The organism is Serratia sp. SCBI, assembly GCF_000747565.1.
Lineage (GTDB): Bacteria > Pseudomonadota > Gammaproteobacteria > Enterobacterales > Enterobacteriaceae > Serratia > Serratia ureilytica.
The window spans coordinates 4,882,087-4,909,067 of the sequence record NZ_CP003424.1 but is presented as its reverse complement, the minus strand read 5'-3'; the positions used below and the strand labels follow the sequence as shown (position 1 = coordinate 4,909,067).

The following is a 26,981-nucleotide window of genomic DNA, read 5'->3' as shown; positions in this document are numbered from 1 at the left end:
CTAGCCGGTGTTGCGCATCCCGGCGGCGACGCCGGCGATGGTAACCATCAGCGCCTGCTCCACGCGGGCGTCCGGCTGCTCCTGCTGGCGCGAACGGTGCAGCAATTCGGCCTGCAAGACGTTCAACGGGTCGGTATAGACGTTGCGCAGCGCGATGGATTCGGCGATCCACGGCAGGTCTTCCATCAGGTGCGCATCGTTGGCGATGGTCAGCACCACCTTGATGTCGCTTTCCAACTGATCGCGCAGCTGTTGGCCCAGCGGCCACAGCGATTTATCCACCAGGCGCTGATCGTAGTATTCCGCCAGCCACAGGTCGGCTTTGGCGAACACCATTTCCAGCATGGCGATGCGGGTGGAGAAGAACGGCCAGTCGCGACACATCGCCTCCAGTTCCGCCTGTTTGCCGGCTTTCACCGCTTCCTGCAATCCGGCGCCGGCGCCGAGCCAGGCCGGCAGCATCAGGCGGTTCTGCGTCCAGGCGAAGATCCACGGAATGGCGCGCAGGCTCTCTACGCCGCCGTTCGGCTTGCGCTTGGCCGGGCGCGAGCCCAGCGGCAGTTTGCCCAGCTCCAGTTCCGGCGTGGCCGCGCGGAAGTAAGGCACGAAGTCCGGGTTTTCACGCACGTAGCCGCGATACATTCGGCAGGAGGTCTCGGACAGGTCGTCCATCAGCGCCCGCCATTCTTTCTTCGGTTCCGGCGGCGGCAGCAGGTTGGCCTCGAGGATCGCGCCGGCATACAGCGCCAGGCTGCTGATGGTGACTTCCGGCAGGCCGAACTTGAAGCGGATCATCTCGCCCTGTTCGGTGACGCGCAGGCCGCCCTTCAGGCTGCCCGGCGGCTGCGACAGCAGCGCCGCATGCGCCGGAGCGCCGCCGCGGCCGATGGAACCGCCGCGGCCGTGGAACAGCGTCAGCGCCACGCCGGCCTTTTCACAGGTTTTGATCAGCGCGTCCTGCGCGCGGTACTGCGCCCAGGAAGCGGCCATCACGCCGGCGTCTTTCGCCGAGTCGGAATAGCCGATCATCACCATCTGTTTGCCCTGGATGAAGCCGCGATACCAGTCGATGTTCAGCAACTGGGTCATTACGTCGTCGGCGTTGTTCAGGTCGTCGAGGGTTTCGAACAGCGGGGCGACCGGCAGCGCGAACGGGCAGCCGGCCTCTTTCAGCAGCAGGTGCACCGCCAGCACGTCGGAAGGCGTACGCGCCATCGAAATCACATAGGCGGCGATCGAGCCCTGCGGCGCTTCGGCAATCACCCGGCAGGTTTCCAGCACTTCCTGCGTGTCGGCGCTCGGTTGCCATTTCAGCGGCACCAGCGGGCGTTTGGAGTTCAGTTCGCGGATCAGGAACGCCTGTTTATCGGCTTCCGACCAGCTTTCATAGTCGCCCAGCCCCAGATAGCGGGTCAGCTCGGCGATGGCTTCGGTATGGCGGGTGCTCTCCTGACGCACGTCGATGCGCACCAGCGGCACGCCGAAGCAGCGCACGCGGCGCAGGGTATCCAGCAGTTGACCATTGGCGATGATGCCCATGCCGCAGGCCTGCAGCGACTGGTAGCAGGCATACAGCGGCTCCCACAGCTGCTCGTTGTTCACCAGCAGGTCGTGTGGTTTCAGCACGCGCTCGCCCTTCAGGCGACCTTCAAGATAAGCCTGGGAACTCATCAGCTGGCTGCGCAGCTGCTTCATGATTTCGCGGTAAGGCTCCTGCACCTCATCGCCGCCGGCGCGGGCGCGCAGCTCCGGGGTGCACTCGGTCATCGACAGCTCGGAGACCAGCACCTGGATGTCGCGGGTAAACAGGTCGCAGGCTTTCCAGCGGCTGAGCAGCAGCACATGGCGGGTAATTTCGGCGGTGACGTTCGGGTTGCCGTCGCGGTCGCCGCCCATCCAGGAGGTGAAGCGCACCGGCACCGCTTCCACCGGCAGGCTGTAATCGATGGAGTTTTCCAGCTGTTCGTTGAATTCGCGCAGGAACGCCGGCACGCCTTCCCACAGGCTGTTTTCCACGACGGCAAAACCCCATTTGGCTTCGTCGATCGGAGAAGGGCGGTGTTTGCGAATTTCGTCGGTGTGCCACGACTGGGCTACCAGCTGACGCAGGCGGCGCATGATCTTGTTGCGCTCGTAGTCGGCCAGATCGTTGTGATCGAGCTGGCTGAGGCAGGTGTTGACCTCCACCAGCTTGTGGATCAGGGTGCGGCGGGTGATCTCCGTCGGGTGCGCCGTCAGCACCAGCTCGATGGAGAGTTGCGACACCGCGTGCTGCAGCTCTTTGTCGCTGAGCTTTTTGTCTTTGAGACGGCTGAACAGTTGGGCCAGCGCTTCCGGGTTGCTGGCGGCTTCGCCGTTGGGCGAAATGCTGTGGTACTGCTCGGCGACGTTGGTCAGGTTGAGGAACTGGCTGAAGGCGCGCGCCACCGGCAGCAGCTCGTCGTTGGACAGGTTCTGCAGGGTGGAGAGCAGCTCCTGGCGATGCGCTTCGTTGCCGGCGCGTGAGGATTTGGAAAGCTTACGGATGGTCTCAACGCGATCGAGAATATGCTCGCCCAGCGCTTCTTTGATGGTATCGCCGAGCAATTTGCCGAGCATACTGACATTACTGCGCATTGCCGAATATTGTTCGTTCATATAACCCCTGACCCAGTTCTGTATGTATGATTTTTATCTTGTAAATAAATTTCACGCGTCAGGCACAGACCGCCTGCCTGATCACATCGCGTTCCTGTCCAATCGTCAATTGACACTATTTTTAGCAAAAAAACATCAAAATCGGCGCATTTTCTGAAATTTAATTACGCCGCGTGGGTTATCAGCGTGGCTTATTTCGCTGCTTTCTACTTATTTTGAGTTAGGGAAAGCATAAAGCATTTCCCCTGTTAAATGTCGGGTTTATTGCCGGCAAAAGTGACTGACCAGCTGGCCCAGCAGTTTGCGCGTCGGTTCGATAAACGCGGTGTCGATGTATTCGTCCGGCTGGTGGGCCTGATCGATGGAACCGGGGCCGAGCACCAGGGTCGGGCATACCTGTTGCACGAACGGCGCTTCGGTGCAGTAGTTGACCACCTGCGTGCGGGTGCCCAGCAGCTCCTCGATCACCGCCACCATGCGGTGGTCGGTCGGGCACTCGTAGCCCGGCACCGACGCGTGCAGCTCTTCGATGGTCAGGCGGCCCGGCCAGCGTTGGCTCACCGGCTCCAGCGCCTGATGCATCAGTTCGTTGATGTTGTCGAGCGTCATGCCGGGCAGCGGGCGGATATCCAGGTGCAGTTCGCAACAGGCGCAGATGCGGTTGGCCGCGTCGCCGCCGCTGATATGGCCGAAGTTCATGGTGGGATAAGGCACGGCGAACGCCGGATTGTTGTAGCGCTCCTGCAGGGTCTTGCGCAGCTCCATCAGGCGGCCAATGGACTCGTGCATCAGATCGATGGCGTTGACGCCGCGCGCCGGATCGCTGGAGTGGCCGGACTGGCCGACGATGCGAATGGCGTTGGCCATGTGGCCCTTGTGTGCGCGCACCGGCTGCAGCGAGGTCGGCTCGCCGATGATGGCGAAATCCGGACGAATGGCGGTAGAGGCGGCGAAGTAACGCGCGCCGGCCATCGTCGTTTCTTCATCTGCGGTGGCTAAAATGTACAACGGCTTGGTCAGCTTGCTCGCGTCGATATCGCGCACCGCATCCAGAATAAAGGCGAAGAAGCCTTTCATGTCGGCGGTGCCCAGCCCGTAGAGCTTGTTGTCGTGCTCGGTCAGGGTGAAGGGATCGCGCGTCCAGCGGCCTTCGTCGTAAGGCACCGTATCGGTGTGGCCGGCCAGCAGCAGGCCGCCGCTGCCTTCGCCGATGCTGGCCAGCAGGTTGAATTTGTGGCGCGACTCCGGCACCGGCTGTACGTCGACGCGAAAGCCCAGGTCGGCAAACCATCCGGCCAACAAGTTGATTAACGCCTCATTGCTCTGATCGAGGCCGGCATCGGTGGCGCTGATTGACGGAGTGGCGATCAAAGCCCGGTACAGCTCAATAAATGGAGGTAATTTCATCTTCACTGTTGACAGCCTTAGGTTAGGATAGTATCAATATTCATGCATTTATTTTGAATAAAAATACAGTAAGCCGAAGCGTAAGGGAACCCGATGCCCGGATGTTTATAAAAGCATCAACGCCTGGCTCCGTGGGTGAACGGCGCAACAACGCTGGCTAGCCCTGTTACCTGGGTCGCAAGCGACCGCACGTCAGTTAGAAGGTGAAAGGCCACATGTTGAATACGCTGATCGTTGGTGCCAGCGGTTACGCCGGAGCGGAGCTCACGGCTTACCTGAATCGCCACCCACACATGAACATAACCGCTTTAGCGGTTTCAGCGCAAAGTGCAGATGCAGGAAAGTTGCTTTCCGATCTCCATCCCCAGTTGAAAGGCATCGTCGATCTGCCGCTGCAGCCGTTGACCGACGTCGCCAAGGCGGCGCAGGGCATCGATGTAGTGTTCCTCGCCACCGCCCATGAAGTCAGCCACGATATCGCACCGGCTTTCCTGGCGGCGGGCTGCGTGGTGTTTGATCTGTCCGGCGCCTTTCGCGTGCAGGACGCCGGTTTTTATAGCCAGTACTACGGTTTCGAGCATCAGCATGGTGCTCTGCTGGAGCAGGCGGTGTACGGCCTGGCGGAGTGGCAGAGCGACAAGATTAAACAGGCGCAGCTGATCGCGGTGCCGGGCTGCTACCCGACGGCGGCGCAGCTGGCGCTGAAACCGTTGATCGAAAAACAGCTGCTGAATCTGGATCAGTGGCCGGTGATCAACGCCACCAGCGGCGTTAGCGGCGCCGGGCGCAAGGCCAGCATGACCACCAGCTTCTGCGAAGTGAGCCTGCAGCCGTACGGTATTTTCACTCATCGGCACCAGCCGGAGATCGCCGCGCACCTGGGCGTGCCGGTCATCTTTACGCCGCACCTGGGCAATTTCCCGCGCGGCATCCTTGAAACCATCACCTGCCGTCTGAAAGCCGGCGTGACCGCGCAGGACATCGCGGCCGCCTATCATGCCGCCTATGACGACAAGCCGCTGGTGCGGCTGTACGACCAGGGCGTGCCGGCGCTGAAATCGGTGGTGGGGCTGCCGTTCTGCGACATCGGTTTTGCGGTGCAGGGCGAGCATCTGATCGCCGTGGCGGTGGAAGACAATCTGCTGAAAGGCGCGGCGGCGCAGGCGGTGCAATGCCTGAATATCCGTTTCGGCTTCCCGGAAACCCAATCACTCCTTTAAACCAGCGTGAGTAAACAGCAATGAACCCGTTAATTATCAAGTTAGGTGGCGTGTTATTAGACAGTGAAGAAGCGCTGGAGCGTCTGTTTACCGCGTTGGACAGCTATCGGCAGCAGCACCAGCGCCCGCTGGTGATCGTGCACGGCGGCGGCTGCGTGGTGGACGAACTGATGAAGCAGCTCGCTTTGCCGGTGGTGAAAAAGAACGGCCTGCGGGTCACGCCGGCCGATCAGATCGACATCATCACCGGGGCGCTGGCCGGCACCGCCAACAAAACGCTGCTGGCGTGGGCGATTAAACACCAAATCAACGCCGTCGGCCTGAGCCTGGCGGACGGCGGCAGCGCGGTCGTGACCCCGCTCGATCCGGCATTGGGCCACGTCGGCAACGCGCAGCCCGGTTCGCCCGCGCTGCTCAATACCCTGCTGGGTGCTGGCTACCTGCCGGTTGTCAGCTCCATCGGCATCACCGCCGAAGGGCAGTTAATGAATGTGAACGCCGATCAGGCGGCGACGGCGCTGGCGGCGACGCTGGGGGCGGACCTTATCCTGCTGTCGGACGTCAGCGGCATCCTCGACGGCAAGGGCCAACGCATTGCGGAAATGACGGCGCAAAAAGCGGAACAACTGATCGCGCAAGGCATCATCACCGATGGTATGGTGGTGAAGGTGAATGCGGCGCTCGACGCTGCCCGCACCCTCGGCCGCCCGGTGGATATCGCCAGCTGGCGCCATGCCGATCAGCTTCCTGCTTTGTTTAACGGCGTGTCGATTGGCACCCGGATCCTCGCTTAATTTTAGAATTAGAAAGGAATAGATCATGCAAAACCAAGGCATCAAAAAAATCGTTCTGGCGTACTCCGGCGGCCTGGATACCTCGGCCATCATTCCATGGCTGAAAGAGAACTACGGCGGCTGTGAAGTGGTGGCGTTCGTGGCGGACATCGGCCAGGAGCGCAGCGATCTGGAAGGCGTGGAGCAAAAAGCCCTGCAGTCCGGTGCCTCTGAATGTCACGTGGTCGATCTGCGTGAAGAATTTATCCGTGATTACGTTTATCCGGTGCTGCAGACCGGCGCCCTGTACGAGGGCAGCTATCTGCTGGGCACCTCGATGGCGCGGCCGATCATCGCCAAGGCGCAGGTCGAGCTGGCGTTGAAAGTGGGCGCAGACGCGCTGTGCCACGGCGCGACCGGCAAAGGCAACGATCAGGTGCGTTTCGAAACCACCTACACCGCGCTGGCGCCGCAGCTGAAAGTGGTAGCGCCGTGGCGCGAGTGGAACCTGCGTTCCCGTGAAGCGCTGCTGGATTACCTGAAAGAGCGCAATATCCCGACCACCGCATCGCTGGAGAAAATCTACAGCCGCGATGAGAACGCCTGGCACATCTCCACCGAAGGCGGCGTGCTGGAAAGCCCGTGGAACGCGCCAAACAAGGATTGCTGGGTATGGACCGTCGATCCGCAGGAAGCGCCGGACCAGCCTGAGCAGGTGACCGTTACCGTCGAGAAAGGCCGCGTCGTGGCGGTTAACGGTAAAGCGCTATCGCCGTACCAGTGCCTGGAAACCCTGAACGCGCTGGGCGCCAAGCACGGCGTCGGCCGTATCGACATCGTGGAAAACCGTCTGGTGGGCATCAAATCCCGCGGCTGCTATGAGACCCCGGGGGGCACCATCATGGTGGCGGCGCTGCGCGCCATCGAGCAGCTGGTGCTGGATCGCGACAGCTTCAAATGGCGCGAGCAGCTGGGCCTGGAGATGTCCTATGTGGTGTACGACGGCCGTTGGTTCGCGCCGCTGCGCCGCTCGCTGCAGGCCTCTGCCGAAGCATTGGCTGAAGAGGTGAATGGTGAAGTGGTGCTGCAGCTGTACAAAGGCCAGGTGACGGCGACCCAGAAAAAATCCGCCAACAGCCTGTACTCCGAAGAGTTCGCCACCTTCGGCGAAGACGAAGTTTACGATCACAGCCACGCGGGCGGCTTTATCCGCCTGTTCTCTCTGTCTTCACGCATCCGCGCGTTGAACGAGAAAAAGAATAAATAACCGATTGGCGTGACTCTGCAAGGGCGCAGCATGCTGCGCCCTTTCGCATAAAAATTCAGGAGTAAAGGTATGGCACTTTGGGGCGGACGGTTCACTCAGGCGGCGGATCAGCGGTTCAAGCAACTCAACGATTCGCTGCGGTTCGATTATCGCCTGGCGGAGCAAGATATCGTGGGCTCGGTGGCCTGGTCGAAGGCGCTGGTGACCGTTAACGTGTTGACGGCAACGGAGCAACAGCAGCTGGAGCAGGCGCTGAATGCCTTGCTGACGGAAGTCCAGGCCGATCCTTTGGCGATCGTCCAAAGCGATGCCGAAGACATCCACAGCTGGGTGGAGCAGAAGCTGATCGAGAAGGTCGGCGATTTGGGCAAGAAGCTGCACACCGGCCGCAGCCGCAACGATCAGGTCGCGACCGATCTGAAGCTGTGGTGCAAACAGCAGATCGGCGATCTGCATCAGGCGATCGTCCAGCTGCAGCAGGCGCTGATGGAGACCGCCGAAGCCAACCAGGATGCGGTGATGCCGGGGTATACCCACCTGCAACGCGCGCAGCCGGTGACTTTCGCGCACTGGTGCCTGGCCTATGTCGAGATGCTGGCGCGCGATGAAAGCCGCCTGCAGGATACCCTGAAACGGCTGGACGTCAGCCCGCTGGGCAGCGGCGCGCTGGCCGGCACCGCGTATCCTATCGATCGCGAGCAGCTGGCCGGCTGGCTGGGTTTTGCCTCGGCGACCCGCAACAGCCTGGACAGCGTATCCGATCGCGATCACGTGCTGGAGCTGCTGTCCAACGCCGCCATCAGCATGGTGCACCTGTCGCGCTTCGCCGAAGATCTGATCTTCTTCAACAGCGGCGAGGCGGCGTTTGTCGAGCTGTCTGACCGCGTGACCTCCGGCTCTTCGCTGATGCCGCAGAAGAAAAACCCGGACGCGCTGGAGCTGATCCGCGGCAAGTGCGGCCGCGTACAGGGCGCGCTGACCGGCATGATGATGACGCTGAAAGGCCTGCCGCTGGCGTACAACAAAGACATGCAGGAAGACAAAGAAGGGCTGTTCGACGCGCTCGACACTTGGATGGACTGCCTGCAGATGGCGGCGCTGGTGCTGGACGGCATTCAGGTGAAGCGCCCGCGCTGCCGGGAAGCGGCGGAGCAGGGTTATGCGAATGCCACCGAGCTGGCGGACTACCTGGTCGCCAAAGGCGTGCCGTTCCGCGAAGCGCACCATATCGTCGGTGAGGCGGTGGTAGAAGCCATTCGCCAGGGCAAACCGCTGGAAGCGCTGCCGCTGGCGGATTTGCAGCAGTTCAGCGCGACGATTGGCGACGATGTCTATCCGATCCTGGCGTTGCAATCCTGCCTGGACAAACGTGCGGCCAAAGGCGGCGTCGCGCCGCAGCAGGTGGCCGCGGCCATCGCCGCAGCGAAACAGCGTTTGGCTTGACGACGAGGGCGGCCTGGCGCCGCCCTTGAACCTTTACCCCGCCAGGCGTGCGCAGAGATAACGGTTCAGGCTCACGCCTTCTTCCATCGCGCCGATCGCCAGCCGGCGATGCTGTTCCGGCGTCATGCGTAGCACCAGTTTGCCGCTGAAATTTTTCTCCGCCAACGCCTGCGGCGGCGTTTCGCCTTGCGCCAGCATGTCGGCGATCGTTTCGCTCACCACTTTCTCGATACCCTCCAATGCGCCGGTACGCGTGGCGGCCAGCCAGGACAACGAGGGGAATTCGGCGCACAGCCCGACATATTCACGGTCTTGCGCTGACCAGGTGATGCGATAGGTATAGTGTTCATGCTTTTCCATGTTCTTCCTCCATTCTGGCCAGTGCGGCGATGACCTGCTTAACCTGATATGCCTTGGCCGCGCCGTTGTTGCCGCGTTGGATATTGATGCGCGGATCGCCTGGCCAGGGCATGCGATAAACGTGATGGCTGCTACCGTTTATGCGCGGCGGCCCAAACCATCGCACGCAGATTTTCGCTAACTCGGCGAATTTGATGCTGTTCTGCCGCTGTTGCAAATCAGCGATGTCATCCCTGATCTCGTTCATGTTGCCTCCATTTTAGTATTATTATTGATATCAATTCAATATCGAAGCATAAAAAATGAGCGCAGGAGGGCCGTGAGGCAAGAGGAGGGAGGAAAATCTGGAAAGCGCTGCGCAAAAAAAACCGGGCCTGAAGGCCCGGTAGGTGTGAACGGAGAAGGAGGCGTTATTCGCCCGGACAGCGCTGACAGCGCTCGATTTCGGCCGTGCCGAGTTTGAGCTTCGCCTGCAGGTCGCGCAGCGCAGTGCGCAAGCCTTCTTCGATCACCGGATGATAGAACGGCATGTCCAGCATTTGATCGACGGTCATCTGCTGTTGGTGCGCCCAGGCTAACAGGTGCGCAATGTGTTCGGCGTCCGGGCCGATCATTTCCGCGCCGAGGAAACGGCCGGTGCCTTGCTCGCCGTAAACGTGCAGAACGCCCTTGTTGCGCAGCATCACCCGCGAGCGGCCCTGATTCTCAAACGAGACCTTGCCCACTTCAAAACAGCCGCAGGCGCTGAACTTCTCGCTCAGCTCGCGGAAGGTCGAGCCGACCATGGCGATCTGCGGATCGGAGAACACCACCGAAATCGCGCTGCGGCGCAGACCCGGATTGATCTCCGGGAAGCTGCCGGCATTGGCGCCAGCGATGCGCGCCTGATCGCTGGCCTCATGCAACAGCGGCAGCTGGTTGCTGGCGTCGCCGGCGATAAAGATATGCGGCACGCTGGTTTGCATCGTCAGGCGGTCGGCCAGCGGCACGCCTCGAGCGTCGAGCTGCAGGCCGGTATTTTCGAGGCCCAGCCGATCGACGTTGGGGCGGCGGCCGGTGGCGGCCAGCACGTAGTCCACCAGGATCTCCTGCGACTGGCCCTGCAGATCCTGATAGCGGATAAATACGCGGTCGCCTTCGCGCTGCATCATCTCCACTTTCACGTCGGCGTCGAGGTAGAATTCTTCCCCCAGCGCCTTCGCAGCGTAATCGCGCACGGCGCTGTCGGTCAGCGGCCCGACGGCGCCGCCGATGCCGAAGACCTTGGTGTCGACGCCGAGGCGGTGCAGCGCTTGCCCCAGCTCCAGCCCGATCACGCCGGGGCCGAATACCGCCACGGACTGCGGCAAGTCATCCCAGTTGAACAGATCGTCGTTGACGATCAGGCGATCGCCCAGTTCATTCCACGGCGCCGGCCAACTGGGGCGAGAGCCGGTGGCGATCACGATGCGCTGCGCCACGATGCGCGTATGGTCATCGACCTGCAGCGTGTTGTCGTCGATAAAGCGGGCATAGCCCTGAATTTTGTCGGCGGCCGGGATCTCGTCCACGCCTTCCAGCACGAAGCCGACGAAACGATCGCGTTCGCGTTTGACGCGCGCCATCACCTCGCGTCCGTCGATACGCGTTTTGCCGGTTGGGTGCACGCCAAAGCCCGGCGCACGTTCGATTTGATGCACCGCTTCGGCGGCGGCGATCAGTAATTTGGATGGCATGCAGCCAACGCGCGCACAGGTGGTGCCGTACGGCCCGCCTTCAATCATCACCACGCTGGGGGTAGACAGTTTGGCCGCGCGATAGGCGCCGAGCCCTGCGGTGCCGCCGCCGATGACCGCGACATCAACGTTCAACAGTTTCATATCCGCTCCTGAAAGGTAAAAAAAGGGCGGGCCGTAGCCCGCCAAAGTTCACGTTGGCTTTGTTATTACTTATTAAGCTGACAGGAATGTTTCCAGATCGTCGCTGCCGCCGATGTGACGGCCGCCGATGAAGACCTGCGGCACCGTGGCGCGGCCGCTGACGGCGCGCAGGCTGACGGTGGTGGCGTCTTTGCCCAGCACGATCTCTTCATACTGAATGCCGCGCTCTTGCAGCATCTGCTTGGCTTTGGCGCAGAATGGGCAGCCCGGTTTGGTGAACAGGGAGACCGATTCCTGCACTTTGAATTCCGGCGCCAGGTATTTCAGCATGGTGTCGGCGTCGGACACTTCAAACGGGTCGCCCGGCTTGTTCGGCTCAACAAACATTTTCTCGACCACGCCGTTGCGTACCAGCATCGAGTAGCGCCATGAGCGAGGGCCAAAGCCCAGATCCGCTTTCTCGACCAGCATGTTCATGCCTTTGGTGAATTCACCGTTGCCGTCCGGCACGAAGGTGATGTTTTCCGCATGTTGGTCGGCTTTCCAGGCGTTCATGACGAAGGTGTCGTTCACGGAGACGCAAAGAATGCTGTCGACGCCGTGCTGCTTGAATACGCTGGACAGTTCGTTGTAGCGCGGCAGGTGGCTCGAAGAACAGGTCGGCGTGAACGCGCCCGGCAGCGAGAAAACAATGACGGTTTTGTTTTTGAACAGGTCATCAGTGGTCACATCAATCCATTGGTCGCCCTGACGGGTGTGGAAAGTAACCTGAGGAACTTTCTTGCCTTCTTGACTGGTAAACATTGATTAACCCCTTAATTAGGAAAAGTAATTTTTAGCATTTAGCGCGATATCGCTTCGTTGGGACACATTATTGTCGCTGGGACTTGATAGATCTAATCGCTCATTGCTATCTTATCTATCGCCATGAGCTATCATGGAATGGAGGGAAACAATGAATATTCGTGATTTAGAGTATCTGGTCGCCTTGGCCGAGCACCGGCACTTCCGCCGCGCGGCCGATTCATGCCATGTAAGCCAACCCACGCTGAGCGGGCAGATCCGCAAGCTGGAAGACGAGTTGGGCGTCATGCTGCTCGAACGCACCAGCCGCAAGGTGCTGTTCACCCAGGCGGGTCTGTTGCTGGTGGAGCAGGCGCGTACCGTGCTGCGAGAAGTGAAAGTATTGAAGGAGATGGCCAGCCAGCAGGGCGAAGCCATGTCCGGACCGTTGCACATCGGCCTGATCCCGACCGTGGGGCCTTATCTGCTGCCGCAGATCATCCCGACGCTGCACAAAACGTTCCCGAAACTGGAAATGTACCTGCACGAAGCGCAAACCCATCAGCTGCTGGCGCAACTCGACAGCGGCAAACTGGACTGCGCCATTCTGGCATTGGTTAAGGAAACCGAGGCGTTTATCGAAGTGCCTTTGTTCGATGAACCGATGAAGCTGGCGGTGTACTCCGATCACCCGTGGGCGCAGCGCGAGCGCGTGCCGATGCCGGATTTGGCGGGTGAGAAACTGCTGATGCTGGAGGATGGCCACTGCCTGCGCGATCAGGCGATGGGCTTCTGCTTCCAGGCGGGCGCGGACGAAGATACCCACTTCCGCGCCACCAGTCTGGAAACGCTGCGCAATATGGTCGCGGCCGGCAGCGGCATTACCCTGCTGCCGTCACTGGCGGTACCGCCGCAGCGCGAACGCGACGGCGTCTGCTATCTGGATTGCTACAAGCCGGAGCCGAAGCGCACCATCGCGCTGGTGTACCGCCCCGGCTCCCCTTTGCGCAGCCGTTATGAGCAACTGGCCGAGGCGATCCGCGAACACATGCAGGGCTACATCGACAGCGCGTTAAAACAGGCGGTTTAAGCCGTTTAGCGCCGCCACCCGGTAGGCTTCGGCCATGGTCGGATAGTTGAAGGTCGTATTAACGAAATACTCGATAGTATTGCCTTCACCTTTCTGTTCCATGATCGCCTGGCCGATGTGGATGATCTCCGCCGCACGCTCGCCGAAGCAGTGGATCCCAAGGATCTGCAGGGTGTCGCGATGGAACAGGATCTTCAGGCTGCCGACGTTCATCCCGGCTATCTGCGCGCGCGCCAGATGCTTGAACTGGGCGCGGCCCACTTCATACGGCACCTTCATCGCGGTCAGTTCCTGCTCGGTTTTGCCGACGGAGCTGATTTCCGGAATGGTGTAGATGCCGGTCGGGATATCTTCGATTAAGTGACCGCTGGCTTCGCCGGAGGCGATCGCTTGCGCGGCGATGCGGCCCTGATCGTAGGCGGCGGAAGCCAGGCTCGGATAGCCGATCACGTCACCGACCGCATAAATGTGCGACAGCGCGGTTTGATACATGCTGTTTACTTTCAGCAGCCCGCGGCTGTCCGACTCCAGGCCGACGTTCTCCAACCCCAGCGAATCGGTGTTGCCGGTACGGCCGTTGGCGTACAGCAGGCAGTCCGCTTTCACCTTCTTGCCGGACTTCAGGTGCACGATCACGCCGTCTTCGGTGCCTTCGATCTTCTCGAATTCTTCGTTGTGGCGGATCACCACGCCGTTGTTCCAGAAGTGGTAAGAGAGCGAATCCGACATCTCCTGATCGAGGAACGCCAGCAGACGATCGCGGGTGTTGATCAGATCGACCTTGACGTTTAGGCCGCGGAAGATGGACGCATACTCGCAGCCGATCACCCCGGCGCCGTAAATGATCACGTGGCGCGGCTCATGGCTCAGCTCGAGAATGGAATCGCTGTCGTAGATGCGCGGATGGTTGAAGTCGACGCTGGCCGGATGGTAAGGACGCGAGCCGCAGGCGATCACGATGTGATCGGCGCGGATGGTGTCCTGGGTGCCGTCCATGTAGCTGACGCTGACGGTGTTGGCGTCGATGAAGCGCGCGTCGCCGGCGAACAGTTTGCACTGGTTCCGCTCATAGAACCCTTGGCGCATTCGGGTCTGCTGGCTGATGACGTTATCGGCGTGGCGTAAAATGTCAGGGAAGGTCGCGCTGAGCGTGCGCGAGTTGTTGTAAAGCGGGTTCTGGTTGAATTCGATAATGCGGCTGACGGCGTGGCGGAGGGCTTTGGAGGGGATGGTGCCCCAATGGGTACATCCGCCGCCTACGTTATTGTACCGTTCGATAACGGCCACGCGGGCGCCTTGTTTCACCAGCCCCATGGCGGCACCTTCACCACCAGGGCCCGAGCCAATCACAATGGCATCAAATTGATAGTGCTGTTGCATGTAGGAGAGACCTGTTTTTTATACAAGATTACAACGGTATCTTAACATCATAGCGCTGCTCACCCAATCACCATTAGGCTTTTTGAGTCAAAGCACAATCGGCTCAGGGCGGAAGTGTGATAGAGCGCGTTAGTATAAATGCTGTTGCAATAAAATTTGCTATATTGCCGAGTCTAGGGCGTTAGACTGAGAAAATGGAACCTATCCGGATATGCATATGGGCGTCAGAGCACAACAAAAAGAACGGACTCGTCGTTCCCTGATCGAAGCCGCTTTCAGCCAGCTGAGCGCCGAACGCAGCTTCGCCAGTCTGAGCCTGCGGGAAGTTTCACGCGAGGCGGGCATCGCGCCCACGTCGTTCTATCGCCATTTCCGCGATGTGGACGAGTTGGGGCTGACCATGGTGGACGAAAGCGGTCTGATGCTGCGTCAGTTGATGCGCCAGGCGCGCCAACGCATCGCCAAGGGCGGCAGCGTGATCCGTACCTCGGTGTCCACCTTTATGGAATTTATCGGTAACAACCCGAACGCCTTCCGCCTGCTGCTGCGCGAGCGCTCCGGCACGTCGGCGGCATTCCGTGCGGCGGTGGCGCGCGAGATCCAGCATTTCATCGCCGAACTGGCGGACTACCTCGAGTTGGAAAATCACATGCCGCGCAGCTTTACCGAAGCGCAGGCGGAAGCGATGGTCACCATCGTGTTCAGCGCCGGCGCGGAAGCGCTGGATATCGACGTCGAGCAGCGGCAGCAGCTGGAAGAACGGCTGGTGCTGCAACTGCGGATGATCTCCAAAGGGGCGTATTACTGGTATCGTCGCGAACAAGAAAAAGCTTCTGTGTCCCACGTATAAAAAAGGTAAAAAATGATGGAAAAACCAGGCCGTGAAAATGGCACCTTACTGCTGGCGTTGATTGCCGGCCTTTCGATCAACGGTTCCTTTGCCGCGCTGTTCAGCTCGGTGGTGCCGTTTTCGATCTTCCCGCTGATCGCGTTGGTGCTGGCGGTGTACTGCCTGCATCAGCGTTACCTGAACCGCGCCATGCCGGATGGCATGCCGAAGCTGGCGGCGGCCTGTTTCCTGCTGGGGCTGCTGCTGTACAGCGCCATCGTGCGCGCCGAATATCCGCAGATCGGCTCCAACTTCCTGCCGTCGGTGATCTGCGTGGCGCTGGTGCTGTGGATCGGCATGAAACTGAAGGCGCGCAAGGCGCCGGATGTGCCGACTCAAGAATCGTAATGAAACGGGGCGCCATCACGGCGCCCCTGTCATATCAGCGGTGCTTTTCCAGCAACACGCCGCATTCCATGTGATGGGTATAAGGGAACTGATCGAACAGCGCCAGACGGCTGACCCGGTGGGTGGCCTGCAGCGTTTCCAGGTTGGCGCACAACGTTTCCGGATTGCATGAAATATACAGAATGCGCGGGTAAGCCTGCACCATCTTCACCGTTTCATCGTCCAGCCCGCTGCGCGGCGGATCGACGAAAATCGTCTCGCAGTTGTAGCCGCTCAGATCGATGCCTTTCAACCGGTTGAATTCGCGTACTCCATTCATCGCCTGAGTGAAGTCTTCCGCCGCCATGCGGATGATCTGCACGTTGTCGATATGGTTGGCGGCGATGTTGTACTGCGCCGCCGCCACCGACGGTTTGGCGATCTCGGTCGCCAGCACGCGCTCGAAATTGCGCGCCAGCGCCAGCGAGAAGTTGCCGTTGCCGCAGTACAGCTCCAGCAAATCGCCTTTGGAACCGGCGCTGACCGCCAACGCCCACTCCAGCATCTGCACGTTCATGGCCGCGTTGGGCTGAGTGAAACTGTTTTCCACCTGGCGATAAATCATGTCGCGGCCGGCGACCGGCAGCACTTCGTCAACATAATCCTGGTCGAGCATGATCTTGGTCTTCGACGCTCGGCCGATCAGCTGCAGGTCGAAACCCTGCGCGCGCAGCTCGTCGCGCAACTGCTCGGCGCGCTGTTGCCAAACGTCATCCAGCTTGCGGTGATACAGCAGCGAAGCGATGATTTTGCCGCTTCGCGTCGACAGATAATCTATCTGGAACAGCTTGTGTCGCAGGATCGGCTCCGGTTTCAGCGCGGCGATCAGGGCGGTCATCAGGCGGTTGATCAGCTCGCTGGCCGCCGGGAACTGATCGACGCGAATACGCTGCTTGGTCTGCTGATCGAACATGATGTGATACATGTCGTCTGCGTCGTGCCAGATGCGGAATTCGGCGCGCATGCGGTAGTGGTCGACTGGCGAGCGGAACACTTCCGGCTCGGGCGCCGCGAACGGTGACATCAACGTCTTCAGGCGGGCGACTTTCTCCGCCAGTTGGTCATCGTAACGTTCAATAGGCAAATTCTCGGGCGTCATGTGTTTCTTCTCGTCAGGCAAATTTGATCAGCGGGGATTGTAGGGAATCAGCCCGTGAAGTCCAGTTTTGTCGCGTTTATTATTTGTAACATTAATGGCAGTCTAGACATCTATTTGCATTGATCGTAGCATTGCCGTCCGGCCTCAAGCAGCGAGTGAAAAGGGAATCCGGTGTGAATCCGGAGCTGACGCGCAGCGGTAAGGGGAAGTCACGGCGATAGCGTTTCGACGCAGACACTGTCCACTGCAGGATGGGAAGTCATCGCCCGTTGCCGGTCGCGCCCTGCGGCCCGCAAATCCCAAGCCCGAAGACCTGCCGGTGTTACGTCGCAATGTCCGTGGCCGTCGCGAACTACCGGCCATGATCCTGCGGCATCCGCCAATTAAGTTTGGATGCTTTTCTCATGACAATTACAAAAAATACGCTGCTGGCGGTGGTCTCTTCCGTCACGGCTTTTTCTGGATGGGCGCAAGACAACACCACAGCCACGAATGGCGATAACCTGGTGGTTACCGCCAACCGTTTCCCGCAGCCGGTTTCTTCCGTGCTGGCGCCGACCACCATCGTCACCCGCAACGATATCGATCGCTGGCAGGCCAAGAGCCTGACCGACGTGATGCGCCGTTTGCCGGGCGTGGACGTTGGCCAAAACGGCGGGTTGGGGCAAAAGAGCTCGTTGTTTATTCGCGGCACCAACTCCAGCCACGTGCTGGTGCTAATTGACGGCATTCGCCTTAATCAGGCGGGCGTCAGCGGCTCCTCTGACCTTAGCCAAATCCCGATTTCGTTGGTGCAGAAAGTCGAATACATCCGCGGCCCGCGCTCGGCGGTGTACGGCTCCGACGCCATCGGCGGCGTGGTCAACATCATTACCACGCGTGAAAAGAACGGTACTACGCTCTCAGCCGGCGTCGGCTCCAACGGCTATCAATCCTATGACGCGTCGACTCAACAGCAGTTGGGCGACAGCACCGTGGCGACGGTGGCGGGTGACTACACCTACACCAAAGGGTATGACGTGGTGGCCTACGGCAGCACCGGCATGCAAAGCCAACAGGATCGCGATGGCTTTATGAGTAAGTCGCTGTATGGTGCGCTTGAGCACCAGTTCAGCGAATCGGTCAGCGGTTTTGTGCGCGGGTATGGTTACGACAACCGCACGGCGTATGATAGTTATTATTCCTCACCGACCAGCCCTCTGCTGGATACGCGCAAACTGTATAGCCAAACCTGGGATACCGGATTGCGCTATAAAGAAGGCATTTACGCAACACAAGTGATTGGCAGCTACAGCCATAGCAAGGATTACGATTACGATCCTCGCCTCGGCATGCATGACAGCTCGGCCAGCCTGGTGGATTCCGAACAGTACAACCTGCAGTGGGGCAATACGCTGCAGGTTGGACAGGGTACCGTAAGCTCTGGCGTCGACTGGCAGCAACAGAAAATCAAACCGGATTCCACCACCGTGAAGGGTGAAAAAAGCCAACGTGATGCAGGCATCTATCTGACTGCGCAGCAACTGGTTGGCCCGGTAACGTTGGAAGGTGCGGTTCGAGGTGACGATCATTCCGAGTTTGGCTGGCATGGCACCTGGCAAACCAGCGCGGCCTGGGAATTCGTCGAGGGATACCGTTTTATCGCATCGTATGGCACGGCGTTCAAAGCACCGAATATGAGCCAGCTATACGGCAACTTCGGTAACAACACCGATCTGAAACCGGAAGAAAGCAAGCAGTGGGAAGGTGGCTTTGAAGGGCTGACCGGCCCGGTGACCTGGCGCATCTCCGGTTATCGCAACGACATCGACAATTTGATCGATTCCACGGGGGAAACCAACTACGTCTATTACAACGTGGGTAAGGCGACCATCAAAGGGATTGAAGCTACGGCCTCGTTTGATACCGGCCCGTTGACGCATCAGATTGGTTATGACTATGTCGATCCTCGCAACGCCAAGACCAATGAAGTGCTGCTGCGGCGCGCCAAGCAGCAGGTGAAATATGAGCTGGACTGGCAGCTGTATGACTTTGACTGGGCGGTGACTTATCAATATCTGGGTCAACGTTATGACAAGGATTACAGTACCTATCCGGAACAAAGCGTTAAACTTGGCGGCGTGAGTCTGTGGGATCTCGCAGTTTCGTATCCGGTCACATCTCATCTGACAGTTCGTGGTAGAATTGCCAACCTGTTTGATAAAGATTATGAGACGGCCTATGGCTACGCTACTCCAGGAAGAGAATACTACCTCACTGGAAGCTATACCTTCTAACAGCACCGCCACACCTCGCCCGACGGTGCTGGTTTTCGATTCCGGCGTCGGCGGGCTGTCGGTGTATCAGGAGATTCGGCAGTTGCTGCCGGATCTCCACTATATATACGCGTTCGACAACGTGGCGTTCCCCTACGGCGAGAAGTCAGAAGAGTTTATCGTTGAGCGCGTGCTGGAGATTGTCGGCGCGGTGCAGCAGCGTCATCCTCTGGCGATTGTCGTCATCGCCTGCAACACCGCCAGCACGGTCTCCTTGCCGGCCCTGCGCGAGCGTTTCAGTTTCCCTGTCGTGGGCGTGGTGCCCGCCATCAAACCGGCGGCCCGTCTTACCGTCAACGGCATTGTCGGCCTGTTGGCGACCCGCGGTACCGTACAGCGCAGCTACACCCACGAACTGATTTCCCGTTTCGCCACCGACTGCAAGATTGAACTGCTGGGCTCTTCAGAACTGGTGGAGCTAGCGGAAGCCAAGCTGCATGGCGAAGCCGTGCCGCTACCGGTGCTGAAGAAGATCCTGCATCCGTGGCTGAGCATGCGCGAGCCGCCGGATACCGTCGTGCTGGGCTGCACCCATTTCCCTCTATTAGCTGAAGAGCTGATGCAGGTGTTGCCGGAAGGCACCCGATTGGTGGATTCCGGCGCGGCGATTGCCCGTCGCACCGCCTGGCTCATCTCTACGCAGGAAAACCTGGTCTCGAGCCAGGAAGAGAATCTGGCGTATTGCATGGCGTTAAATGAAGATACTGACGCTTTATTGCCCGTTTTGCAGGGCTATGGCTTTAAATCGTTGAAAAAACTGCCGCTTTAACGGTGTTTTGGTTAAACATTCAACGGTCGGAAAAAATATTGAAAATAGGGGTTGCGGCCCGCCGAGAACTCCCTATAATGCGCCTCCACTGACCGGGAACAACGACTGACAAGCCGCCGGGTCAGCGAGAAGAAAGCGAAATAAACGCTTGACTCTCCGGGTGAAAAGCGTAATATACGCAGCCCGCGCCGATGAGTTTCTCGGCACTGCTCTTTAACAATTTATCAGACAATCTGTGTGGGCACTCCACAAGACGATATCCAGCATCTTCGGATGCAAAAAATATCAAGTCTTGAAGAGTGACTAACTGAAGTAAAATTCATGCAGTAAATCTTTGAGCATCGCTTCTCGAGTGGAAGCACATCAAGCTTTTAATTGAAGAGTTTGATCATGGCTCAGATTGAACGCTGGCGGCAGGCTTAACACATGCAAGTCGAGCGGTAGCACAGGGGAGCTTGCTCCCCGGGTGACGAGCGGCGGACGGGTGAGTAATGTCTGGGAAACTGCCTGATGGAGGGGGATAACTACTGGAAACGGTAGCTAATACCGCATAACGTCGCAAGACCAAAGAGGGGGACCTTCGGGCCTCTTGCCATCAGATGTGCCCAGATGGGATTAGCTAGTAGGTGGGGTAATGGCTCACCTAGGCGACGATCCCTAGCTGGTCTGAGAGGATGACCAGCCACACTGGAACTGAGACACGGTCCAGACTCCTACGGGAGGCAGCAGTGGGGAATATTGCACAATGGGCGCAAGCCTGATGCAGCCATGCCGCGTGTGTGAAGAAGGCCTTCGGGTTGTAAAGCACTTTCAGCGAGGAGGAAGGTGGTGAACTTAATACGTTCATCAATTGACGTTACTCGCAGAAGAAGCACCGGCTAACTCCGTGCCAGCAGCCGCGGTAATACGGAGGGTGCAAGCGTTAATCGGAATTACTGGGCGTAAAGCGCACGCAGGCGGTTTGTTAAGTCAGATGTGAAATCCCCGGGCTCAACCTGGGAACTGCATTTGAAACTGGCAAGCTAGAGTCTCGTAGAGGGGGTAGAATTCCAGGTGTAGCGGTGAAATGCGTAGAGATCTGGAGGAATACCGGTGGCGAAGGCGGCCCCCTGGACGAAGACTGACGCTCAGGTGCGAAAGCGTGGGGAGCAAACAGGATTAGATACCCTGGTAGTCCACGCTGTAAACGATGTCGATTTGGAGGTTGTGCCCTTGAGGCGTGGCTTCCGGAGCTAACGCGTTAAATCGACCGCCTGGGGAGTACGGCCGCAAGGTTAAAACTCAAATGAATTGACGGGGGCCCGCACAAGCGGTGGAGCATGTGGTTTAATTCGATGCAACGCGAAGAACCTTACCTACTCTTGACATCCAGAGAACTTAGCAGAGATGCTTTGGTGCCTTCGGGAACTCTGAGACAGGTGCTGCATGGCTGTCGTCAGCTCGTGTTGTGAAATGTTGGGTTAAGTCCCGCAACGAGCGCAACCCTTATCCTTTGTTGCCAGCGGTTCGGCCGGGAACTCAAAGGAGACTGCCAGTGATAAACTGGAGGAAGGTGGGGATGACGTCAAGTCATCATGGCCCTTACGAGTAGGGCTACACACGTGCTACAATGGCGTATACAAAGAGAAGCGACCTCGCGAGAGCAAGCGGACCTCATAAAGTACGTCGTAGTCCGGATTGGAGTCTGCAACTCGACTCCATGAAGTCGGAATCGCTAGTAATCGTAGATCAGAATGCTACGGTGAATACGTTCCCGGGCCTTGTACACACCGCCCGTCACACCATGGGAGTGGGTTGCAAAAGAAGTAGGTAGCTTAACCTTCGGGAGGGCGCTTACCACTTTGTGATTCATGACTGGGGTGAAGTCGTAACAAGGTAACCGTAGGGGAACCTGCGGTTGGATCACCTCCTTACCTAAAGATATTAGTTCGAGTGGCGTGCTCACACAGATTGTCTGATGAAAAAGTAACGAGCAAAAGCGTCATAAAAGTACGGTGTCGTGTCCCCTTCGTCTAGAGGCCTAGGACACCGCCCTTTCACGGCGGTAACAGGGGTTCGAATCCCCTAGGGGACGCCAAGCTTCCGACCCACCCGGTGAAAGCGGCGGTCCCAAGTATCTGACGATACACCATATCTTAAAGATGACTTCCGAGTCATGTTTAAGATATTGCTCTTTAACAATCTGGAACAAGCTGAAAATTGAAACATGACGGCTGAAATTTATCCCTCCGTAGATGTACTGGGATGAAGAGTAACCTGTCATAGAGTCTCTCAAATGTTTGCAGCGCGAACGATGGAAACATCTTCGGGTTGTGAGGTTAAGTGACTAAGCGTACACGGTGGATGCCTAGGCAGTCAGAGGCGATGAAGGGCGTGCTAATCTGCGAAAAGCGTCGGTAAGGTGATATGAACCGTTATAACCGGCGATACCCGAATGGGGAAACCCAGTGTGTTTCGACACACTATCATGTCATGAATACATAGTGGCATGAGGCGAACCGGGGGAACTGAAACATCTAAGTACCCCGAGGAAAAGAAATCAACCGAGATTCCCCCAGTAGCGGCGAGCGAACGGGGAGGAGCCCAGAACCTGAATCGGCTTGTGTGTTAGTGGAAGCGTCTGGAAAGTCGCGCAGCAAAGGGTGATAGCCCCGTACACTAAAATGCACAGGTCGTGAGTTCGATGAGTAGGGCGGGACACGTGACATCCTGTCTGAATATGGGGGGACCATCCTCCAAGGCTAAATACTCCTGACTGACCGATAGTGAACCAGTACCGTGAGGGAAAGGCGAAAAGAACCCCGGCGAGGGGAGTGAAATAGAACCTGAAACCGTGTACGTACAAGCAGTGGGAGCACCTTCGTGGTGTGACTGCGTACCTTTTGTATAATGGGTCAGCGACTTATATTTTGTAGCAAGGTTAACCGTATAGGGGAGCCGTAGGGAAACCGAGTCTTAACTGGGCGATTAGTTGCAAGGTATAGACCCGAAACCCGGTGATCTAGCCATGGGCAGGTTGAAGGTTGGGTAACACTAACTGGAGGACCGAACCGACTAATGTTGAAAAATTAGCGGATGACTTGTGGCTGGGGGTGAAAGGCCAATCAAACCGGGAGATAGCTGGTTCTCCCCGAAAGCTATTTAGGTAGCGCCTCGTGAACTCATCTTCGGGGGTAGAGCACTGTTTCGGCTAGGGGGCCATCCCGGCTTACCAAACCGATGCAAACTCCGAATACCGAAGAATGTTATCACGGGAGACACACGGCGGGTGCTAACGTCCGTCGTGAAGAGGGAAACAACCCAGACCGCCAGCTAAGGTCCCAAAGTCATGGTTAAGTGGGAAACGATGTGGGAAGGCATAGACAGCCAGGATGTTGGCTTAGAAGCAGCCATCATTTAAAGAAAGCGTAATAGCTCACTGGTCGAGTCGGCCTGCGCGGAAGATGTAACGGGGCTAAACCATGCACCGAAGCTGCGGCAGCGACGCTTAGCGTTGTTGGGTAGGGGAGCGTTCTGTAAGCCGTTGAAGGTGGCCTGTGAGGGTTGCTGGAGGTATCAGAAGTGCGAATGCTGACATAAGTAACGATAAAGCGGGTGAAAAGCCCGCTCGCCGGAAGACCAAGGGTTCCTGTCCAACGTTAATCGGGGCAGGGTGAGTCGACCCCTAAGGCGAGGCTGAAAAGCGTAGTCGATGGGAAACAGGTTAATATTCCTGTACTTGGTGTTACTGCGAAGGGGGGACGGAGAAGGCTAGGCTGGCCGGGCGACGGTTGTCCCGGTTTAAGCGTGTAGGGGGTGTGACCTGGTAAATCCGGTTGCATATCAACCCTGAGGCGTGATGACGATGCACTACGGTGCAGAAGTAGTTGATGCCCTGCTTCCAGGAAAATCCTCTAAGCTCCAGGTAACATTAAATCGTACCCCAAACCGACACAGGTGGTCAGGTAGAGAATACCAAGGCGCTTGAGAGAACTCGGGTGAAGGAACTAGGCAAAATGGTGCCGTAACTTCGGGAGAAGGCACGCTGGCATGTAGGTGAAGTCCCTTGCGGATGGAGCTGAAGCCAGTCGAAGATACCAGCTGGCTGCAACTGTTTAATAAAAACACAGCACTGTGCAAACACGAAAGTGGACGTATACGGTGTGACGCCTGCCCGGTGCTGGAAGGTTAATTGATGGGGTCAGCCGCAAGGCGAAGCTCTTGATCGAAGCCCCAGTAAACGGCGGCCGTAACTATAACGGTCCTAAGGTAGCGAAATTCCTTGTCGGGTAAGTTCCGACCTGCACGAATGGCGTAATGATGGCCAGGCTGTCTCCACCCGAGACTCAGTGAAATTGAACTCGCTGTGAAGATGCAGTGTACCCGCGGCAAGACGGAAAGACCCCGTGAACCTTTACTATAGCTTGACACTGAACATTGAGCCTTGATGTGTAGGATAGGTGGGAGGCTTTGAAGCGTGGACGCCAGTCTGCGTGGAGCCATCCTTGAAATACCACCCTTTAATGTTTGATGTTCTAACTCGGCCCCGTAATCCGGGGTGAGGACAGTGTCTGGTGGGTAGTTTGACTGGGGCGGTCTCCTCCCAAAGAGTAACGGAGGAGCACGAAGGTTAGCTAATCACGGTCGGACATCGTGAGGTTAGTGCAAAGGCATAAGCTAGCTTGACTGCGAGAGTGACGGCTCGAGCAGGTACGAAAGTAGGTCTTAGTGATCCGGTGGTTCTGAATGGAAGGGCCATCGCTCAACGGATAAAAGGTACTCCGGGGATAACAGGCTGATACCGCCCAAGAGTTCATATCGACGGCGGTGTTTGGCACCTCGATGTCGGCTCATCACATCCTGGGGCTGAAGTAGGTCCCAAGGGTATGGCTGTTCGCCATTTAAAGTGGTACGCGAGCTGGGTTTAGAACGTCGTGAGACAGTTCGGTCCCTATCTGCCGTGGGCGTTGGAAGATTGAGAGGGGTTGCTCCTAGTACGAGAGGACCGGAGTGAACGCACCACTGGTGTTCGGGTTGTCATGCCAATGGCATTGCCCGGTAGCTAAGTGCGGAAAAGATAAGCGCTGAAAGCATCTAAGCGCGAAACTTGCCTCAAGATGAGTCTTCCCTGGGCCTTTAAGGCCCCTGAAGGAACGTTTAAGACTAAGACGTTGATAGGCTGGGTGTGTAAGTGCAGCGATGCATTGAGCTAACCAGTACTAATGATCCGTGAGGCTTAACCTTACAACACCGAAGGTGTTTTTAGAGAGATTTTCAGCGACGTTCCAAGATTGGTTCTGATGGCTTCATGGAAGTGAGGCGGTTGGAATGAAACAGAATTTGCCCTGGCGGCAATAGCGCGGTGGTCCCACCTGACCCCATGCCGAACTCAGAAGTGAAACGCCGTAGCGCCGATGGTAGTGTGGGGTCTCCCCATGCGAGAGTAGGACACTGCCAGGCATCAAATAAACGTTATCAGTGTGACGACTGGTAATGCGCAAGTCGCAAAGCGCGATATTGCCGGTATCGAAAGATACAACGTAAAAGAATCGGTGGAGCGGTAGTTCAGTTGGTTAGAATACCTGCCTGTCACGCAGGGGGTCGCGGGTTCGAGCCCCGTCCGTTCCGCCACTTATTTAATTATGCCTGCTTTTTTAGCAGGCATAATGTTAAGCGAGATTTAGGGGCGTAGCTCAGTTGGTAGAGCACCGGTCTCCAAAACCGGGTGTCGCGAGTTCGAGTCTCTCCGCCCCTGCCATATTAAGAACCCTTTGCGAAAGCAAAGGGTTTTTTTTTACCTATTATCCCTTCCCTTAGAGCATTCCCGCTTTGGAAAAGAGCGCATTGGCTGCTCTATGCTGATGTCTATCTGATCCGAGTTGCCTTATGATCTTTCGATCTTTACCCCAGCAGACCTCCTGATTCTCCTACCGTTTTGCATTTTCTTCTCTCAGAAGGCGATGGGCGGTTTTTGGCATGATAGACAGCCATGACCACGGTGGCGGCTTTTAAGGCCGCCATAGCGCTTTAGGCTGCGGTATTTAAAGGTATTTTAAGTAATTGCCGAATCAAAGGCTGTTGATCGCTATTTTGCAACCAGACGGCATACAGTGGGCGGACAATCGGCGGGATCTCGGCGGCGGCAAGCAACTGCGGATACTCTTTTTCCCACTGGCTGGGCAGGAAAGCGCATCCGCCTGTGGTTTCCAGCAACTGACGCGTCAGGTGTGCCGAGGTGGTCGTGAGTACCGGCACGTTATCACCTTCCAACATGCGGTTTTCCTGTTGGTGGAAGTCGGCCCCCCATTCCAGCTTGATGTACGGCATGGGGGATTGCTTGTCACGACGCACGGATGAGAACAGGCGTAATGAGAAATTGCCCAGCTGCTGGCTGGCCAGTTCGTCCATCTTTGGCGGCTCAGTGGTGATCAGTAAATCGAGCTGCCTTTCATGCAGTTGCTTTACCAAAGAGTGCCTTAAGGCCACCCTGGCTTCGAGCTGCAGCGCCTCTCTTTGTTGATAGAGAGACTGCAACCAGGGGGTCAAATAAGCCTCCCACAACGAGGCAGTCGCGCCGATCGACAGCTCGGTATGTTGCAGTGAACGCACGACCTCTTTCTTCGCCAACTGCCAGGTGTTCATCAGGCTTTCGGCATAGGGCAGAAGCCGCTCGCCGGCAGGTGTCAGGCGGATGTTATTGCGATGACGGGTAAATAAATTTGCGCCCAACTGGTTTTCTAACTGACGGATGCGGAAACTGACCGCGGACTGCGTTAAGTACAAAGATTCTGCGGCTCTGCCAAAGTGACGCGTTCTACTGACCTCCAAAAAGGTTTTCAGTAATTCGGTATCCACACCTATCTCCAAAAAAATTTGTCGTTAAGATTTAAATGTTTTGTTTTACACGCTGTCAAGCCTATCTAATACTCCGCGCCATAAACAGCACGGCCATAAGAGAATTAGGAGCGTGTCAGATGGCGGATAGCTTCACCACGACCAATCGTTTTTTTGATAATAAACATTACCCTCGCGGGTTCTCCCGTCACGGCGATTTCACCATTAAAGAGGCGCAATTGCTAGAGCGCTTCGGCTACGCGTTTAACGAGCTGGACTCGGGCAAACGCCAGCCGGCCACTGAAGAAGAACAGCTGTTCGTCGCAGTGTGCCGCGGTGAGCGCGAAGCGGCTACCGAGCAGGAAAAAGTATGGGCTAAATATCTGGCGCGCACACGTCGCCCGAAGAAATTCCATACGCTGTCCGGCGGTAAGCCGCAGGCTGACGCAGTAGAAGATTACAGCGACAGCGAAGACTAAAGACGATGGGG

At 57.7% G+C, this 26,981-nt stretch carries 19 protein-coding genes, 3 tRNA genes, 3 rRNA genes and 1 riboswitch; of the genes, 16 read left to right on the top strand and 9 right to left on the bottom strand.

Translation table 11 applies throughout. The features are described from left to right. Both ppc and argE read right to left on the bottom strand, forming a co-directional pair. Entirely contained in the window at window positions 1–2,637 is a 2,637-nt protein-coding gene (gene ppc, locus SERRSCBI_RS22825; protein ID WP_004931070.1) for a phosphoenolpyruvate carboxylase, read from the bottom strand. A 261-nt stretch (window positions 2,638–2,898) separates the two neighbouring features. Then, window positions 2,899–4,044 (bottom strand): acetylornithine deacetylase, encoded by a 1,146-nt coding sequence (gene argE / locus SERRSCBI_RS22820; protein WP_033631320.1) that lies wholly within the window; start codon window positions 4,042–4,044, stop codon window positions 2,899–2,901. Window positions 4,045–4,259: 215 nt separating this feature from the next. Here argE and argC point away from each other — a divergent pair, with 215 nt between their 5' ends. From argC to argH, 4 genes are all read left to right on the top strand, one after another. Further along, window positions 4,260–5,264, top strand: coding sequence for an N-acetyl-gamma-glutamyl-phosphate reductase (argC, locus tag SERRSCBI_RS22815; protein WP_042785557.1), 1,005 nt, complete (start codon window positions 4,260–4,262; stop codon window positions 5,262–5,264). Between the two features lie 20 nt (window positions 5,265–5,284). Next, a complete protein-coding gene (argB, locus tag SERRSCBI_RS22810; RefSeq protein WP_033645219.1) occupies window positions 5,285–6,058 on the top strand; it encodes an acetylglutamate kinase in 774 nt (257 codons plus the stop codon). Window positions 6,059–6,083: 25 nt separating this feature from the next. Next, window positions 6,084–7,304 (top strand): argininosuccinate synthase, encoded by a 1,221-nt coding sequence (locus SERRSCBI_RS22805; RefSeq protein ID WP_004931061.1) that lies wholly within the window; start codon window positions 6,084–6,086, stop codon window positions 7,302–7,304. Between the two features lie 69 nt (window positions 7,305–7,373). Further along, a complete protein-coding gene (gene argH, locus SERRSCBI_RS22800) occupies window positions 7,374–8,747 on the top strand; it encodes an argininosuccinate lyase (protein WP_042785556.1) in 1,374 nt (457 codons plus the stop codon). Between the two features lie 33 nt (window positions 8,748–8,780). On the opposite strand, the gene SERRSCBI_RS22795 is transcribed toward argH, so the two are convergent. The 4 genes from SERRSCBI_RS22795 to SERRSCBI_RS22780 form a co-directional block, all read right to left on the bottom strand. After that, window positions 8,781–9,107, bottom strand: coding sequence for a type II toxin-antitoxin system HicB family antitoxin (locus tag SERRSCBI_RS22795; protein WP_033652204.1), 327 nt, complete (start codon window positions 9,105–9,107; stop codon window positions 8,781–8,783). Beyond that, window positions 9,094–9,354, bottom strand: coding sequence for a toxin HicA (locus tag SERRSCBI_RS22790; protein WP_033652203.1), 261 nt, complete (start codon window positions 9,352–9,354; stop codon window positions 9,094–9,096). The genes SERRSCBI_RS22795 and SERRSCBI_RS22790 overlap by 14 nt, the downstream gene beginning before the upstream one ends. A gap of 163 nt (window positions 9,355–9,517) precedes the next feature. After that, window positions 9,518–10,966, bottom strand: coding sequence for a dihydrolipoyl dehydrogenase (locus SERRSCBI_RS22785; RefSeq protein WP_033645220.1), 1,449 nt, complete (start codon window positions 10,964–10,966; stop codon window positions 9,518–9,520). A 72-nt stretch (window positions 10,967–11,038) separates the two neighbouring features. Next, window positions 11,039–11,770, bottom strand: a complete 732-nt coding sequence (locus tag SERRSCBI_RS22780) for a glutathione peroxidase (protein WP_015379403.1) — start codon at window positions 11,768–11,770, stop codon at window positions 11,039–11,041. Between the two features lie 151 nt (window positions 11,771–11,921). Here SERRSCBI_RS22780 and oxyR point away from each other — a divergent pair, with 151 nt between their 5' ends. Beyond that, a complete protein-coding gene (gene oxyR, locus SERRSCBI_RS22775) occupies window positions 11,922–12,839 on the top strand; it encodes a DNA-binding transcriptional regulator OxyR (protein ID WP_033652202.1) in 918 nt (305 codons plus the stop codon). On the opposite strand, the gene sthA is transcribed toward oxyR, so the two are convergent. Next, complete coding sequence (sthA, locus tag SERRSCBI_RS22770; protein ID WP_004931047.1) at window positions 12,822–14,219, bottom strand: Si-specific NAD(P)(+) transhydrogenase; 1,398 nt, start codon at window positions 14,217–14,219, stop codon at window positions 12,822–12,824. The two genes, oxyR and sthA, sit on opposite strands and share 18 nt — an antisense overlap. A 217-nt stretch (window positions 14,220–14,436) precedes the next feature. Between sthA and fabR the strand changes: the two genes are divergently transcribed. Both fabR and SERRSCBI_RS22760 read left to right on the top strand, forming a co-directional pair. Continuing rightward, entirely contained in the window at window positions 14,437–15,069 is a 633-nt protein-coding gene (fabR, locus tag SERRSCBI_RS22765; RefSeq protein ID WP_004931044.1) for an HTH-type transcriptional repressor FabR, read from the top strand. Between the two features lie 15 nt (window positions 15,070–15,084). Then, on the top strand, window positions 15,085–15,456 hold the full coding sequence (locus SERRSCBI_RS22760; RefSeq protein ID WP_042785555.1) for a YijD family membrane protein: 372 nt from the start codon (window positions 15,085–15,087) through the stop codon (window positions 15,454–15,456). Between the two features lie 34 nt (window positions 15,457–15,490). Here SERRSCBI_RS22760 and trmA read toward each other — a convergent pair whose 3' ends face one another. Further along, the gene (gene trmA / locus SERRSCBI_RS22755; protein ID WP_042785554.1) at window positions 15,491–16,594 is read right to left on the bottom strand and encodes a tRNA (uridine(54)-C5)-methyltransferase TrmA; all 1,104 of its coding nucleotides are present in this window, start codon (window positions 16,592–16,594) and stop codon (window positions 15,491–15,493) included. Window positions 16,595–16,716: 122 nt separating this feature from the next. Further along, window positions 16,717–16,930: riboswitch (cobalamin riboswitch) on the top strand. 68 nt (window positions 16,931–16,998) lie between these two features. On the opposite strand from trmA, the gene btuB reads away from it, so the two are divergent. The 8 genes from btuB to SERRSCBI_RS22715 all read left to right on the top strand — a co-directional run bounded on the left by btuB (window position 16,999) and on the right by SERRSCBI_RS22715 (window position 25,415). Further along, on the top strand, window positions 16,999–18,870 hold the full coding sequence (gene btuB / locus SERRSCBI_RS22750) for a TonB-dependent vitamin B12 receptor BtuB (protein WP_033645223.1): 1,872 nt from the start codon (window positions 16,999–17,001) through the stop codon (window positions 18,868–18,870). Continuing rightward, complete coding sequence (gene murI, locus SERRSCBI_RS22745; protein ID WP_025921004.1) at window positions 18,815–19,678, top strand: glutamate racemase; 864 nt, start codon at window positions 18,815–18,817, stop codon at window positions 19,676–19,678. The genes btuB and murI overlap by 56 nt, the downstream gene beginning before the upstream one ends. Window positions 19,679–20,050: 372 nt before the next feature. Then, a 16S ribosomal RNA gene (locus tag SERRSCBI_RS22740) occupies window positions 20,051–21,591 on the top strand. A gap of 88 nt (window positions 21,592–21,679) precedes the next feature. Beyond that, a tRNA-Glu gene (locus SERRSCBI_RS22735) sits at window positions 21,680–21,755 on the top strand. A gap of 239 nt (window positions 21,756–21,994) precedes the next feature. Continuing rightward, a 23S ribosomal RNA gene (locus SERRSCBI_RS22730) occupies window positions 21,995–24,901 on the top strand. 100 nt (window positions 24,902–25,001) lie between these two features. After that, window positions 25,002–25,117, top strand: a 5S ribosomal RNA gene (gene rrf / locus SERRSCBI_RS22725). Together the 16S, 23S and 5S rRNA genes with 3 tRNA genes alongside form the textbook arrangement of a ribosomal RNA operon. Before the next feature lie 94 nt (window positions 25,118–25,211). Beyond that, window positions 25,212–25,288, top strand: a tRNA-Asp gene (locus SERRSCBI_RS22720). 51 nt (window positions 25,289–25,339) lie between these two features. Continuing rightward, window positions 25,340–25,415: transfer RNA gene (locus tag SERRSCBI_RS22715), tRNA-Trp, on the top strand. Window positions 25,416–25,684: 269 nt separating this feature from the next. Here the strand turns inward: SERRSCBI_RS22715 and hdfR are convergent. After that, entirely contained in the window at window positions 25,685–26,512 is an 828-nt protein-coding gene (gene hdfR / locus SERRSCBI_RS22710) for an HTH-type transcriptional regulator HdfR (RefSeq protein ID WP_042785552.1), read from the bottom strand. Between the two features lie 119 nt (window positions 26,513–26,631). On the opposite strand from hdfR, the gene SERRSCBI_RS22705 reads away from it, so the two are divergent. Beyond that, entirely contained in the window at window positions 26,632–26,970 is a 339-nt protein-coding gene (locus tag SERRSCBI_RS22705; protein WP_004929946.1) for a DUF413 domain-containing protein, read from the top strand. Window positions 26,971–26,981: the final 11 nt, after the last annotated feature.